This window comes from Actinoplanes sp. NPDC026670 (genome assembly GCF_040638175.1).
Classification (GTDB): Bacteria; Actinomycetota; Actinomycetes; order Mycobacteriales; family Micromonosporaceae; genus Actinoplanes.
On the sequence record NZ_JBEZXU010000025.1, the window covers coordinates 130627 to 145593 of the forward strand.

Below are 14967 nucleotides of genomic sequence, written 5' to 3' on the forward strand. Positions count from 1 at the left end.
AGGCCGCACCGAATTGCTACACAGGGAGGTCGCGGCGGCGCAGGGCGATCAGTCCGGCGCCGCCGAGGACGGCCGCGATCAAAGTCAGGATCAGCAGCGGTACGGCGGTGAAGCCCGCTCCGGGCAGGTGCGGGACATGGGTGAACGGGGAGATGTCGAGCACCCACTGGTCGGCCTGGACCAGCGGCCCCACGATCAGGATCAGGAACGCCACGGCGACCACCGCCCAGGCGGCCGCCGCCAGTTTCGGCACCGCCCCGATCAGCAGCATCGCGACCCCGGCCAGCACCCAGACCGCGGGCAGCTGGGCCAGCACCGACGCCACCACCGGGCCGGGATCACCGTGCACGACACCGGCCACCACGCCCTCGGCGAGCAGCGCGGCGGCCGGGCCGAACAGGGCGAAGACCAGGTGGCTGCCGGCCCACGCCCACCGGGTCACGTCGGTGCTCAGCACCGGCTCGGCGTGGCCGGTCTGCTCCTCGTCCCGGATCCGCAGCGCGGCCTGCACCGCGTAGCAGGAGATGATCACCGCGCAGGTCTGTGCGATCGACGCGAAGTAGGCGTCCATCACCGAGTCGGTCCCGCCGAGCTGGCTGAAGATCTTGCTCATCGAGTCGGAGTCCTCGGCGAGCTGAGCCACGCTGGTGCTCACCCCGCCGAAGACCAGGCCGAGCGCCGCGAACCCGGCGGTCCAGCTGAACAGCAGACCGCGGTGCAGCCGCCAGGCCAGGGTGATCGGCGATCGCAGGGACGCGGCCGCCGTCGCCGGTCCGAGCCGTCCGGCGAGCAGGCCGCCGCCGAGGTCACGGCGGGTCAACAGGTACGCCGAAGCGCCCACCGTGGCCAGCGTGAGGACGACGACGAGCGCCACCGGCCACCAGTCGTCCGCCCCGAACGGGAAGACCCGGTGCACCCAGCCGATCGGCGACAGCCAGGACATCCAGTCCAGCCGCCCGCCGCCGAGCGCCGAGATGTCGCCACCCATGCGCAGCACATAGGACACGCCGAGGACCAGCACCGCCATCGCACGGGCCTGGCGGCCGCTGTCACTGATCTGCGCGGTGACCGCGCCGACCCCGGCGAAGAGCCAGCCACTGACCGCATAGGACACCGCCAGCGCGATCGAGCCCTCGGCCGGCAGTCCTTCGCCGATCAGGGTGACCGCCACGATCACGCCCATCACCGTGCAGGCCAGCACGGTGGCCAGGACCGCGGCGGCCAGCGGCGCGAACCGGCCGACCACGCCGGCCCGGATCAGCTCGGTGCGCCCGGCCTCCTCGTCGGCGCGGGTGTGCCGGACGACCATGAGCAGGGCGGCCAGACCGATCATCACCGGCAGGAACCCGCCCCGCCAGACGGTCAGCTCGCCGAGACTGTCGCCGTGCAACGGACCGTAGAGGCCGATGAACCCGGCGTTGGCCGCGCTGATCTGCGCGTAGTGGATCCGCTCCTGCGCGGTGCCGAACAGCGTCTCGAACCCGGTCACATAGACGTACGGCAGGATGCCCAGCACGAGCACCCAGAGCGGCATGATGGTCCGGTCGCGGCGCAGCACCAGGCGGAGCAGGCCGAGAGTCCCGGTCATCGGGCGGCCTCCGAGTCACGGGTGTAGTGCCGCAGGAACAGCTCCTCCAGCGACGGCGGCTGGCTGACCAGGCTGCGCACCCCGGCCTCGACCAGCGATTTCAGTGCCGGCTCGAGCGCCTCGGCATCGACGTCGAAGGCGACCCGCCCGTCCTCGGTGATCAGATCGTGCACGCCGGCGATGGCGGCCAGACCGTTCACCGGGCCGGTCAGTTCGGCGCGGATCGTGGTGCGGGTCAGATGCCGCAGGTCGGCCAGGGTGCCGGTCTCCACCGCCCGGCCGGCCCGGATGATGGTCAGCCGGTCACAGAGCGCCTCGACCTCGGAGAGGATGTGGCTGGACAACAGCACCGTACGATCGCCGCGCCTTTTTTCCTCCAGGATCACCTCCCGGAAGACCTCTTCCATCAGCGGGTCCAGCCCGGAGGTCGGCTCGTCGAGGAAGAGCAGCTCCACATCGGAGGCGAGCGCCGCGACCAGCGCCACCTTCTGCCGGTTGCCCTTGGAGTAGGCCCGGCCCTTCTTGCGGGGATCGAGCTCGAACCGCTCGATGAGGTCGTCGCGGCGTTTCCGGTCGACGCCGCCGCGCAGCCGGCCGAGCAGGTCGATCACCTCGCCGCCGGTCAGGTTGGGCCAGAACGTGACGTCGCCCGGCACGTAGGCCAGCCGGCGGTGCAGTGCCGTGGCGTCGGCCCAGGGGTCGCCGCCGAGCAGCCGCGCCGAGCCGCCGTCGGCCCGCATCAGCCCGAGCAGCACCCGGATGGCGGTGGTCTTGCCGGCCCCGTTCGGCCCGAGGAAGCCGTGCACCTCGCCGGTCGCGACCCGCAGGTCGAGCCCGTCCAGAGCGGTGACCGCCCCGAACCGTTTGATCAGTCCTTCGACATCGATGGCATCCGCCATGACCCCTTCTCTCCCATCAGAGAATCCTCCAGCCGATCCAGCTCCTTGCGAGCCTGGTCGGCCTGCTCCTGGGTGAGTAGTGGCTGCGTGAAGATCTCCACGGACGCACGGATCATGCGCAGGTAGCCGGGCATCTCGCCGACGTCCTCACCGAGCACGGCGGAGAGCTGGTCGCGCATCAGGAACATGCCCATCTTCATGGCGCCGAGCACCGCCGCGAACGCCCGCGGGTCGGACGCGTCCAGCCCGACGGCCTCGACCCAGCGCTCCCCGTGCGTCACCGCCTGCGCGAACATGGCCGAGCCCCGGGGGGAACCGTCCATCAGGGAGCGAACCAGGTATTGCTGGAGGGCCATGGCCTCGGGGGCCAGGGCGCCGACCGCCTGATTCTCGGTGAAGCGCATCTGCATCTGGGTGATCTGGCCCATCGCCCACTCGTCGCAGGCGTCGCGGAGCCCCTCCTTCGACCCGAAGTGGTGCCGGAGCAGGCCGGAGGAGACACCGGCGGCCTGCGCGATGTCGCGGATCGTGGCGCCCGCGATGCCGCGCTCGGTGAAGAGCGCGATCGCGGCGTCACGGATCCGGGCCCGGGCGGTCAGGTCGCTGTCACTACTCACGCGTGTAGCCTACTACACACCCGTGTAGCCGCAATGCCTGTCTATCCGCCGTTGACTGTCGCCTTGCTGACCCCGCTGCCGGTCAGCTCCCAGCGGAGCAACAGTTCGCGGTAGGTGCCGGAGTCGATGAGCAGTTGCAGGGCGTCGCGCAGGCAGTCCCGCAGCGCGCCGTTGTTCCGGTTCACCGCGATCCCGAACAGACCCGGCTCGTACTGCCGGTCCGAGGCCAGCTCGAAGAAGGCGCTGGTCCGGTCGTCGGTGGTCAGGTAGGCCGCCGGCGGATAGTCCTGCAGCACGGCCGCCACCCGGCCCAGGCGCAGCTCCATCAGGGCATCGGCGTTCGTCGGCAGGCTGACGATGGTCAGCGGGGCGGATCCGCACGTCTTCCCGGTCCGTTCGAGCATCGCCTCCTGGATGGTGCCCTTCTCGGCCGCCACCGAGTGCCCGCACAGGTCGTCGAGATCGGTGATGGCATTCGGGTTGCCCCGCTGCACCAGGATCGACGTGCCGGTGGAGAAGTAGTTGACGAAGTCCGCCCTGTCTCGACGGTCCGCGGTATCGGTCATCGACGCCAGCACCCCGTCGTAGGTGCCGGCCGAGACCTCGTCGAGCGCGGTGCTGAAGACACCCACCACCATCTCGACCCGGATGCCGAGCACCTGGCCGAGCGCGGCCGCCAGATCCGGTTCGAAACCGATGATCGTGCGCCCGTCGGCGGCGAAGTACTCCATCGGCGCATAGCTGGCATCGGTCACCAGCCGCAGGAAACCGCGGGTCCGGACCGCCTCCGGCAGCTTCGCGTGCAGGGCCGGGTCGGTGGCCACGGCGCCGACCTCGTCCACCGCACCGGCCGGGACGACGGTGTTCTGCTCCTGGGTGCAGCCGCCCGCCGCGAGAACGAGGGCGGCCCCGGCAGCGGCCACGGCCCGGCGTAGGAAGGTCATCGCGGCAGCCCTTCGATCATGGTCGTCTCGGACATCTCATCCGGCACTCCGAACATCGCCGGATCGACCTGCGGCCACGGGACCGGCCGGCCGATCAGGTAGCCCTGTGCCTCGTCGCAACCCGCTTCGATCAGCCACCGGTAGACCTCGGCCGTCTCCACGCCCTCGGCGGTGACCCGGCTGCCCAGTCCGTGCGCCAGCTCGATCACCGAACGGACGATGGCCCGGCTCTGCGGATCGTGCGCCACGTCGGCGACGAATTTCCGGTCGATCTTGATCTCCGCGACCGGCTGCCCGCGCAGGTGCGACAGGCTGGTGTAGCCGGCGCCGAAATCGTCGACGGAGAGGCCGACACCGAGTTCCGCCAGCCCGGCGAGCACCCGTTCGATGGTCTCCACGTCACCGGCCAGCGCGGTCTCGGTCACCTCCAGCACCAACCGGTCCGGCGGGGTGCCGGTCTCGGCGAGCAGCTCCGCCACCAGCTCCGGGAACCCGGCCACCTCGAGGTTGCGCACCGACACGTTCACCGACACCGCCCACGACTGCCCAGCCGCGCTCCAGCCCAGCCGGTCGGTCAGCGCCCGGCGCAGCACCCACTCGGTGAGCGGCACGATCAGCCCGGAGTGCTCGGCGGCGGGCAGGAAGTCACCCGGCGGCACCAGCCCTCGTTCCGGATGCTGCCAGCGCACCAGCGCCTCCAGCGCGGACACCTCACCACCGGGCAGGTTGACCTTCGGCTGGTAGTACAGGACCAGCTCGTCACGTTCCAGCGCGTGCCGCAGCTCGGCCTGCACCACGAGCCACTGGTGCGGGTGGTCGACCCCGTCACCGGAATAGACGACGATGTCTGCGGTGCCGCGTTTACCCTGGTACATCGCGACGTCAGCACGCTGCTTGAGCTCCTGAAGGCTGTCGCCGTGCTCCGGGTAGAGAGCGATGCCGAAACTCGCCTCGATGCTCAGCGGCACACCGTCGAGCACCATCTCCTCGGCCAGCCGATCGCGGACCCCCTCCAGCACGGCGACCGCCTCCGGCCCGGTCCGGCCCGGCAGGAGCAGCGCGAACTCGTCACCGCCGAGCCGGGCCAGGATGTCGTCCGGGCCCAGGCCGGCCCGGAACCGCTCGGAGACCACCCGGAGCAGCTCGTCACCGGCGTGATGGCCGAGAGTGTCGTTGACCTCCTTGAACCGGTTGAGGTCGACGAGCACCACGGCGCCCGGCTCCTCGTCGCGACGGGCCTGGTCCAGGACCGACTCCGCCCAGGACCGGAAGGCGACCCGGTTCGGCAAGCCGGTCAACGCGTCGTGCAGAGCGTTGTGCCGCTGGTCGGCGGCGTAGCGGCGCAACGACCGGGTGGTCCACCAGGCCAGCAGTGCGAGCACCAGATAGAGGGCGGCGAGGCCGCCGCCGATGCGCCGGACGGTCTGGGTCACCTGGTGGTCCAGGCGGTCGGCGACTGATTGGTACGGCAGGTAGACCTCGAGTACCCCGACCGACTGACCGGCCGCGCCGGCGAACAGCGGCTGCATCACCCGGATCGTCTCGGTACGTCCGGTGATGACCTTGGCACGGGCTTCACCCCGCGCAGCCGCCTGGAAGTCCGGGTCGGAGACGGGCACGCCGTTGCTGGTCGAACCGTCGTCCGCGAAGATCACCCGGCCGGTGAACCCACGCAGCCGCAGGTGTTTCACCGAGCCCCGGAAGAGGGCCAGGCCGGTGGACTCGCGCATCTGGTCGTACTGTTCGGCGGTCAGGCCGCGCCGGCTCAGGTCGCCGCCCAGGAGGTAGGTCGCGCCGCTGTTCAGCGCGGGCGCGACCACCATCTGCGCGATGACGTCGGCCTGGGCCAGCCCCTGCGCGCGGCCCTGCTCGGCTGCGTCCCGCCGGTAGTCCTGCACCACGACCGCACCCAGGGCGACCACCGGGACGAGACTGGCCGCCGCGAAGGTCGCGAACAGCCGCGAGGTGCTCCGCACTCGCGGACGTGCCCGGCGTAACCACATGTCGGCCCAGATCGACGCGGCCCCGGACCGGTTGAGGAAAACCAGAGCTAAGGCGGCGGCGCCGCGCCCGTCATGATCGCCACCGCATCGGACATCGAGTGGGAACCCGGCGTGATCACCGCGATCCGGCGGCCCAGGCGCTGGATGTGGATACGGTCCGCGATCTCGAAGACATGCGGCATGTTGTGGCTGATCAGGATCACCGGCAGGCCACGGTCCCGGACGTCGCGGATCAGTTGCAGGACCCGGTTGCCCTCCTTGACCCCGAGCGCGGCGGTCGGCTCGTCGAGGATCACCACCTTGCTGCCGAAGGCCGCCGACCGGGCCACCGCCACCGCCTGCCGCTGACCGCCGGAGAGCGACTCGACAGGCTGGCCGATGTTCTGCAGGGTGGCCACGCCGAGCTCGCTCATGTGCCGGGCGGCCTCCTCCCGCATCCGTTTGCGGTCCAGCATCCGGAAGATCGATCCCAGCGGGCCGGGACGGCGCTCCTCCCGGCCGAGGAACAGGTTGTCGGCGATGTCCAGGCCGGGCGCGACCGCGAGAGTCTGGTAGACGGTCTCGATCCCGGCCGCCCGGGCCTCCATCGGGTTGCGGAAGAGCACCGGCTGCCCGTCCAGCAGGATCTCGCCGCTGTCCGGGACCAGCGCCCCGGAGAGCGCCTTGATCAGGCTGGACTTGCCGGCCCCGTTGTCACCGATCACCGCCAGGATCTCGCCGGGGAGCAACTCGAGGTCGCTGCCGTCGATGGCGACCACCCGGCCGTACCGCTTGGTCAGGCCTTTTGCTTGAAGAACCGGAGTCGTCACGCGCGCACCTTCCTGATCCACTGGTCCAGCGAGACCGCGATCAGCACCAGCAGACCTATCGCGAAGCCCTGCCAGACCACCTCGACGCCGGCCAGTTGCAGGCCGTTGCGGAAGACCCCGACGATCAGCGCCCCGATCAGCGTGCCGATCACCCCGCCGCGACCGCCGAAGAGGCTGGTGCCGCCGAGCACGACCGCGGTGATCGAGTCCAGGTTGTACTCCGTGCCGACGTTCGGGCTGGCCGAGGCGAGCCGCCCGATCAGGATCCAGCCGGCCACCGCGTAGAGCAGGCCGGCCGTGGTGTAGACCGAGAACAGCACCCGGCCGGTCCGGATGCCGGCGAGCCGGGCCGCCTCCACGTCGTCGCCCGTCGCGTAGACGTGTTTGCCCCACGCTGTCCAGCTCAGCGCATAGGCGAAGAAGCCGAACAGCAGCAGCATGATGATCGACCCGTAGCTGAGCCGGAAGTCCCCGATCGGGATCGCCTCACCCGTCCACGTCATCAGGCCCGGCATGTCCGCGCCACGGATCGTCTCGCTGTTGCTGACCACCGAGTTCAGCGAGAAGAAGACGGTCAGCGTGCCGAGCGTGACGATGAACGGCGGCAGTTTGATCCGGGTCACCAGGAACCCGTTGATCGCGCCCATCGCCGTGCCGCAGGCGAACCCGAGCAGCAGCGCGAGCGGTGCCGGCACTCCCGCGTCGGTCGCGAAGAGCGCCATCAGGATCGACGAGAACACCGCGATCGCCCCGGCCGACAGGTCGATGCCCGCGGTCAGGATGATCAGCGTCTGCCCCAGCGCCAGCGTCGCGATCACGGTGACCTGGAGCAGCACCAGCGACAGGTTGGCGGCCGAGAAGAACCGGGCGTTGACGATCGAGAACGCCACGATCGCCACCACCAGCACGGCGAGCGGCCCGAGAACCGGATTGCCGTGCAGCAGGTGTTGCAGTCGCAGCCCGAACGAGTCGTGCCGCCGTACCTCGAAGTCAGCGGTGGCGGTCATCTCACCCCCAGCAGTTCTGTTTGCCCCACGCGGAGTCCTTGGCCTCCACGCCGGCCTGCGGTTGGTCGGTGATCAGTTGCACGCCGGTGTCGACGAAGTCCTTGCCGGCGGTGTTCTGCGGTTTCACACCGGTCTTGGCGAAGTCCGCGATGGCGGCGACGCCGAGCTCGGCCATCTTGATCGGGAACTGCATCGACGTCGCGCCGATCACCCCGCCGGCGACGTTGTCGACACCCGGGCAGCCGCCGTCGACCGAGACGATGGTGACCTCACGCTCCCGCCCGGCCGCCTTCAGCGCCTCGTAGGCGCCGGCCGCCGCGGGTTCGTTGATGGTGTAGACCAGGTTGATCGACGGATCCTTCTGGAGCAGGTTCTCCATCGCGGTCCGTCCGCCCTCTTCATTGCCGTCGGTGACGTCATGCCCGGCGATTCGCGGATCGCTCTCATCCCCGATCCGCCCCTTGTCGGCGACGTCGATTCCAAAACCTTCAAGAAAACCCTGATCACGCTGTACGTCCACCGACACCTGATTGGCATTGAGGTCGAGCATCGCGATCCGCGCGTCCTTACCCTCGGTGGTGAACTTCGCCTTCGCCCACTGCCCGATCAGCCGCCCGGCCTCGTAGTTGTCGGTGGCGAAGGTGGCGTCCGCGGCATCGGCCGGCTCAACCGGCGTGTCCAGGGCGATGACCAGCATCCCGGCCTCGTGCGCCCGGTCGATCGCGGGCACGATCGCCTTCGAGTCGTTCGGGGTGATCAGGAAGCCCTTGGCGCCGAACGAGATCAGGTTCTCGATCGCCAGCACCTGCGCTTCGTTGTCGCCGTCCACCTTCCCGGAGAAGCTCTGCAGGTCGACGCCGGCGGTGGCAGCGGCGCCCTGCGCGCCGTTCCGCATGGTCACGAAGAAGGGATTGGTGTCGGTCTTGGTGATCAGCCCGACCACGGGCTCGCCGGTGCCGCGATTGCACGCGGCACCGGCGAGGACCAGCAGCAGACCACTCGCGGCCACGACGAACCTGCGCATTCCCCCTCCAAGACATCGAGGAAGACCGTTGCCTTGGAGTAGACGCTCAGGTCACCGGGCTGTCAACCGGAGGTTACGGAAAGTTGACGACGTAGGACGGAACGGTCGCGGTGCCCTGCGCCGGCGCACCGGTGCTGTTGACCACGTGGTCGATCACCCCGTTGCCGCCCAGCGAGACGGTCAGCAGGTTGTGCAGTTTCACTCCACTGTTGACCGGCACCTCGAAACCCCGGTCGGCGTGGATCGACGGGTTGACGTTGAAGTAGCAGTAGCTGCCCATGCCCCACGCCTCGTGGTCGGTCACGTTGTCCGCCACCTTGTACGCCGCGTACCCGTTCGCCCCGGTCCGCCAGGCCGCCTGGGTCGGCGGGTCGTACGGCTTCTCGTTCTGCAGGAAGTAGGTCCGCCCGCCGTTGCCGTTCCAGACCACCTCGTACTTCTGGTAGTGCTCGACGAACAGGCCGTACGCGGTGACGTTCTGACCGTTCACGATCAGACCCGAGTCACCCGTGTTGATCGTCCATCCGTAGGTCCCGGCGTTGCCGTGGTCGGCCCGCCACGCCCAGATGTGGTCGATGATCACGTCATTGCTGTTCACCAGCAGGCTGTTGGTGGCCTTGCCGGCGATGTAACCACCGAGCCGGAAGAACACGTCCTGCACCGTGGTCGGGTTGGCGGCGTGGCCCGCACTCGACCCGTTCGGGCCGATCACCAGTAGGTTCGCCGAGTTCGTGGTGCCCGCGTCGAACAGGACGCCGGCGATCCGCACACCGTCCACATCGGCCACCTGCATCGGCGTGACCCCGTTGACCGGAATGATCGTCGCGTAGCCGAGGCCGAGCACCACGGTGTTCGCCCGGGTCACGTTGATCGTCTGGTCGACCTGGTAGATCCCCGGCTGGAAGATCAGGTTCTGGCCGGCCGCGAGCGCCGCGTTGATCGTCGCCGCGCTGTCACCGGGCTTGGCCACGTAGAACTGCGACAGCGGCAGCGTGGTCCCCGGCGTCTGCCCGTTCGCCCAGGTCACCCCGGAGACGTTGGTTTGCAGGCTCGGCACGAACACCCCACCCTCGTAAAGGTAGGGCTTTTCCCGGATCCGCGGCGTGGTGGCGATGCTGGTGTACGGCGGGTTCGGGTAACCGCTGCCGGACGGGGCGCCCTGCACACCGACGAACATCTGGTTCCACACCGCGTTGGTGTTCGACCCGATCGTGCTGTTCCGGGTGAACCACTGCTGCTGCGAGTACTGCCCCTCCGAGCCGCTGATCCGGGAGTCGGCGATGTAGCCACCGGACGCCCAGCCGTAGCCGTTCGGGGCCAGGTTCAGGTCGCCGTGGATGTCCATCCGCCGGAACGGGGCGGCCTGCGAGACCGCCCACCGGTTCGCCCCGCTGACCGGGTAGACCGACAGGTTCTCCACCGAACGCCAGAAGTTCTGGGTGGCGTTGCCCTGGAACCAGCCGGCGTCCACGGTGATGTCGCCGTTGATCCGTACATCCTGCGGGTTCTGACCGAGACCGATCACCGACGTGTAGAAGCCGACCTGGATGTTCAGCCCGTTGTAGGTGCCCGGCTTGAACGCCAGCACGTAACGCCCGGTGCCGAACTGCGCCGACTCCTGCTGCGCGAAGATCTGGTCGGCCCGCGCCTGGATCGACGCGGCCGACATGGTCGGGTCGAAGACGATGACGTTCGGGCCCAGGTCCTGGTTCACCGGCGGCGGGGTGCTGCCACCGAAGACCTTGAACTCCCACAGCGAGTAGCCGTAGCCGGTGGTCCGCTGGGTGCCGTACATCCGCACGTACCGGCCGGTGCCGCTGACCGTCAGCGACTGGTTGCCGCCTGTCGACGTGGTCGTCGAGTAGACCGTGTTCCAGGTCGACGCGTTGTCCGAGACCTGGATCTGGAACGCCTTGGCGGCCGCGGTCTCCCAGTTCAGCTCGACCCGGCTGATCGCCTGCGAACTGCCCAGGTCGACCTGGAGCCACTGCGGGTCGGAGAAGGCCGACGACCAGCGGGTTCCGGTGTTCCCGTCGACGGCTTCGGATGCGGCGTACGCGCCGGCGGCCTCGGTGGAGAAGGCGGTGGCGGGCCTACCTTGGGACAGCAGAACCTCGGCGGCCGAGGCCCCGGACGTGGTGATCGCGACATGGCCGGCAGCGACGACGGCGATGACGCCGCCGATCACGCCGCTCCGCCAGCGGGAGCGTCTCATGGGGAACTCCTATTGGGACGGGGAGGAGAAAAGGATCTTGGGAGAGCGCTCACCCGACCCCGACGCTAGAAGTCGTGACCAATCGATGTCCAGGATGTTGCAAGGTTCCGGAACCGGTACCGGGCAACCGCTCAAAGGATCTACGAATCTCCGTTGCCGCAGCATTTCCCCAGCTCCCGACAGTGCGGGTGGAGGCTCGGAGGAGATTCACCAGGGCCGATAACAGCTCGGCCGGAACCGGTTCCGCCGACACTCGCCACAACACCCATACCGGAGGGAAGCGCGCATCACCTTTCGAATCGTCAGTCGGCGGCACCTCGCGCGTCGTCGAGGCGGATCCGCACCTCGGCGAGCAACTCCACCAGGAGCGCGAGCCGTTCGTCGGAGAGTCCGGCGAAGGCGATGGTCGCGTCCGGATGCATCGCCAGCATCGCCTCCATCAGCAGCCGGCCGCCCTGGGCGGTCAACCTGATCTCGCGGCGCCGGCTGTCGCCCTCGGCCACTTCGGCGGTGACCGCACCCAGGTCGGCGAGGGTGCGCAGGGTCTTCGAGACCGCCGGCTGATTGACCTCCATGGCGGCCGCGATCTCGCCGACCGAACACCCTTCGGGCGCCTGAGCCAGGTGCGACAGCACCGCGGTGTGCGTGAGGGTGACACCGAGCGGCCGCAACGCCCGATTGAGGCGGGTGGCACTCAGCTGATGAACGATGGCGAGCTCACGAATCGCTCGCCCTTGGGTCTCCGGGCGCTCCATGGGACAAGAATATTCCACGGAATGCTTGACGCCGACCGCCATCCGACTCGAAGATACATTCCATGGAATGGAAATGGGTCAAGCCTGCCGCCTTCGTCGTCCTCGGTTTCGCCGCTCAGCGCATCACGCAGACGGTGCTGGACGGTTTCTACGCCCGCTCCGGTTACCCGGTGCCCTACTACGAGGGCCAACTGTCGTTCAGCGCCGACAAGCTCACCGGTTGGTACTCGACGATGCAGGCCAATGGCACCCTGGGCATCTACTGGCAGACCCAGTTCGTCGACTTCGCCTTCATCGCCGCGACCCTGCTCTTCTTCATCGCCCTGCTCAGCGCGGTCGCCCAGGCCTTCCCGGCCGGCACCAGGGGCCGCCGCCTCGCCCGCAGAATGATCTGGCTCGGCGCAGCCGCCCCAGTTTTCGACGTACTGGAGAACCTCCTGTCCTTCCTGATGCTCCCCGACCCCACCACGATCTCCCCGACGATCGCCCTGCTCTACTCGACGGCCGCCGCCCTGAAGTTCACCTGCTTCATAGCGGTCTACCTGTGGGCGATCATCGCCCTCCCAACCGCAGCCACCCTCCGCCGCCGCGCATGACGCGTGGCAACCTGCGGCGCATCCCAGTCCAGACCGCGTGGCAACCTGTGGCGCAATCCGGCCCACAGATCACCACACCGGCCCGAAGCTGAACCGCGTGGTGACCTGTGGCGCAATCCAGTCCACAGATCACCACACGCGGTGTGTTGCGATCGGGCGGGAACGGCGAACGCCGCCCGGCCGGGGAGGCTGGGCGGCGTTCGGGTGTGGTGCGGAGTGTCAGCCGAGGTCGACCGACGGGTAGAGCGGGAACGGCGACAGCAGCTCGGTGGCCTGCTTGCTGATCCGGTCGGCGAGGGACGGGTCCAGGTTGAACTTCGCCTTCGAACCCTCGGCCGGGCTGGTGGCCGCGAGGACGGTGTGGATCAGGTCGGCGATGGAGTCCATCTCGGCGACGCCCAGGCCACGGCTGGTCAGGGCCGGGGTGCCGACGCGGATACCGGATGTGTACCAGGCGCCGTTCGGGTCGTTCGGGATCGCGTTGCGGTTGGTCACGATACCGCTGTCCAGCAGGGCCTGCTCGGCCTGGCGGCCGGTGATGCCGAACGGGTGCACGTCGAGCAGCACCAGGTGGTTGTCGGTGCCGCCGGAGACCAGCTGCACGCCCCGCTTCAGCAGGCCCTCGGCCAAAGCTTGGCTGTTGGTGACGATCTGCTGGGCGTAGGTCGCGAACTCCGGCCGGCGGGCCTCGGCGAACGCGATCGCCTTGGCTGCCATCACGTGCGGCAGCGGGCCACCGAGCACCATCGGGCAGCCGCGGTCCACCTGGGAGGCGAGCTCCGGCTGGCAGAGGACGGCACCACCACGCGGGCCACGCAGGCTCTTGTGGGTGGTGGTGGTGACGATGTGCGCGTGCGGGATCGGGTTGTAGTCGCCGGTAAACACGCCACCCGCGACCAGACCGGCGAAGTGCGCCATGTCGACCATGAAGGTCGCGCCCACCTCGTCGGCGATCTCCCGCATCTTGGCGAAGTTAACCTTGCGCGGGTACGCCGAATAACCGCCCACGATCACGGCGGGCTTGAACTCCTTGGCGCTTTCCAGGAGTGCCGCGTAGTCGATCTGACCGGTCGCCGGGTCGACCCCGTAGCTGCGCTGGTCGAACATCTTGCCGGAGATGTTCGGACGGAACCCGTGGGTGAGGTGACCGCCGGCATCCAGCGACATCCCGAGCAGACGCTGGTTGCCGAACGCCTGCCGCAGCTCGGCCCACTCGGCGTCGGTGAGGTCGTTGATCTGCCGCTTCTCGAACTTCTTGAGATACGGCACCTCGACCCGGTCGGCCAGGATCGCCCAGTAGGCGACGAGGTTGGCGTCGATTCCAGAATGCGGCTGGACGTACGCGTAAGGCGCACCGAACAGAGCCTTGGCATGCTCGGCCGCGACCGATTCGACAATGTCCACGTTCTGGCAGCCGGCGTAGAACCGGCGGCCGACGGTGCCCTCCGCATATTTGTCGGAGAGCCAGTTACCCATGGCGAGCAGCACCGCCGGGGAAGCGTAGTTCTCACTCGCGATCAGCTTCAGCGACTCACGCTGGTCGGTCAGCTCCTGCGCGATCGCGTCGGCGATACGCGGTTCGACGGAACGGACCACGTCGAGGGCGGAGCGGAAGGCGACGGATTCGGCGTTCAACTCAGGCATGGGACCTCCCTATCACGTAGCGAAGAGGCCCAGGCGCACGGCATGCGTCATCTCGACGGAGCCGCTCCACGATGGTCAACCATCCGAACGCGCCAGTCACGGCCCGCCCTCAGCATACCGGCGTACGGCCGGGTGCCCGCACCCCATTGCGATGCTGCTCACCGCCTGTCGTCGTGCCGCGCCGGGCCGGGCGTCGCCTCCTGCCAGTACCTGACAATCGCCTTCTGCAAGTCGTCGGCCGACACGGTCATCCCGGTCATGACGATGTTCACCCCGTGGAAGCCGATCTGCCGATTCACCTGCTGGAGCATCCGCTTGCCACCGGTCAGGTACTGCTTTTCGAAGCTCTCCTCCACCAGGACCACGACGAACCGCTGCCGCTGTACGACCACCTGCTCCACCCCGCGCACCACGTGCCACGGAATGATCTGCGGTGACATGCGGACGTCACGCACGCCCTCGATGGACACCTCGACGACCGGCCCACGCCGGAACATCTGCTGTCCCACCCGCACCGCCCCGAAGCCGAAGAACAGCACCCCGAAGACGCCGATCACGAAGAGGAGCACGTCGAAGGACGGACCGGGGCGGCTCCCCCAGGCCATGAAGGCACTGGCGGCGATCAGGGCGAACGCGGCCACCAGGAGGCCGGCGGTCTTCGGCAAAGACCGGTATACGAGCACGGTTCTCTCCATCGACGTAGATGCGAGGCACTGACGTAGGTGCGAGGCACTCTAGTGGACGGGCACAAAAGAAAGGCCCACCCGTTACCCGGGTGGGCCTTTCCATACGTTGAGTCCGGCGGCGTCCTACTCTCCCACACCCTCCCGAGTGCAGTACCATCGGCGCTGGAGGGCTTAGCTACC

The 14967-nt window shown here is 68.7% G+C and carries 13 protein-coding genes and 1 riboswitch; of the genes, 1 reads left to right on the forward strand and 12 read right to left on the reverse strand.

From position 1 onward, the window contains the following. Positions 1–16: 16 nt before the first annotated feature. The 10 genes from AB0E94_RS24665 to AB0E94_RS24710 form a co-directional block, all read right to left on the reverse strand. A complete protein-coding gene (locus AB0E94_RS24665; protein WP_360329851.1) occupies positions 17–1588 on the reverse strand; it encodes an ABC transporter permease in 1572 nt (523 codons plus the stop codon). Next, positions 1585–2487, reverse strand: coding sequence for an ABC transporter ATP-binding protein (locus AB0E94_RS24670; RefSeq protein ID WP_360329854.1), 903 nt, complete (start codon positions 2485–2487; stop codon positions 1585–1587). Before AB0E94_RS24670 ends, AB0E94_RS24665 begins: the two co-directional genes overlap by 4 nt. Further along, the gene (locus tag AB0E94_RS24675) at positions 2457–3104 is read right to left on the reverse strand and encodes a TetR family transcriptional regulator (protein WP_360329857.1); all 648 of its coding nucleotides are present in this window, start codon (positions 3102–3104) and stop codon (positions 2457–2459) included. Before AB0E94_RS24675 ends, AB0E94_RS24670 begins: the two co-directional genes overlap by 31 nt. 41 nt (positions 3105–3145) lie before the next feature. Further along, complete coding sequence (locus tag AB0E94_RS24680; RefSeq protein WP_360329860.1) at positions 3146–4048, reverse strand: ABC transporter substrate-binding protein; 903 nt, start codon at positions 4046–4048, stop codon at positions 3146–3148. Next, entirely contained in the window at positions 4045–6024 is a 1980-nt protein-coding gene (locus AB0E94_RS24685) for a bifunctional diguanylate cyclase/phosphodiesterase (RefSeq protein ID WP_360329863.1), read from the reverse strand. Before AB0E94_RS24685 ends, AB0E94_RS24680 begins: the two co-directional genes overlap by 4 nt. A gap of 74 nt (positions 6025–6098) precedes the next feature. Next, entirely contained in the window at positions 6099–6860 is a 762-nt protein-coding gene (locus AB0E94_RS24690) for an ATP-binding cassette domain-containing protein (RefSeq protein ID WP_360329865.1), read from the reverse strand. Next, positions 6857–7867 carry an ABC transporter permease gene (locus AB0E94_RS24695; RefSeq protein ID WP_360329868.1) on the reverse strand — a complete coding sequence of 337 codons (1011 nt, stop codon included), beginning with the start codon at positions 7865–7867 and terminating at the stop codon, positions 6857–6859. The genes AB0E94_RS24690 and AB0E94_RS24695 overlap by 4 nt, the downstream gene beginning before the upstream one ends. Before the next feature lies 1 nt (position 7868). After that, positions 7869–8891, reverse strand: a complete 1023-nt coding sequence (locus AB0E94_RS24700) for a substrate-binding domain-containing protein (protein WP_360329871.1) — start codon at positions 8889–8891, stop codon at positions 7869–7871. A 73-nt stretch (positions 8892–8964) separates the two neighbouring features. Next, the gene (locus tag AB0E94_RS24705; protein ID WP_360329874.1) at positions 8965–11106 is read right to left on the reverse strand and encodes a discoidin domain-containing protein; all 2142 of its coding nucleotides are present in this window, start codon (positions 11104–11106) and stop codon (positions 8965–8967) included. Positions 11107–11408: 302 nt separating this feature from the next. After that, entirely contained in the window at positions 11409–11903 is a 495-nt protein-coding gene (locus tag AB0E94_RS24710; protein WP_360329876.1) for a MarR family transcriptional regulator, read from the reverse strand. A gap of 20 nt (positions 11904–11923) precedes the next feature. On the opposite strand from AB0E94_RS24710, the gene AB0E94_RS24715 reads away from it, so the two are divergent. Continuing rightward, entirely contained in the window at positions 11924–12457 is a 534-nt protein-coding gene (locus tag AB0E94_RS24715) for a hypothetical protein (RefSeq protein ID WP_360329879.1), read from the forward strand. A gap of 219 nt (positions 12458–12676) precedes the next feature. Here AB0E94_RS24715 and AB0E94_RS24720 read toward each other — a convergent pair whose 3' ends face one another. Next, the gene (locus tag AB0E94_RS24720) at positions 12677–14101 is read right to left on the reverse strand and encodes a glycine hydroxymethyltransferase (RefSeq protein WP_360329882.1); all 1425 of its coding nucleotides are present in this window, start codon (positions 14099–14101) and stop codon (positions 12677–12679) included. A gap of 20 nt (positions 14102–14121) precedes the next feature. Then, positions 14122–14211: riboswitch (ZMP/ZTP riboswitch) on the reverse strand. Positions 14212–14259: 48 nt separating this feature from the next. Beyond that, a complete protein-coding gene (locus AB0E94_RS24725) occupies positions 14260–14784 on the reverse strand; it encodes an STM3941 family protein (protein ID WP_360329884.1) in 525 nt (174 codons plus the stop codon). Positions 14785–14967: the final 183 nt, after the last annotated feature.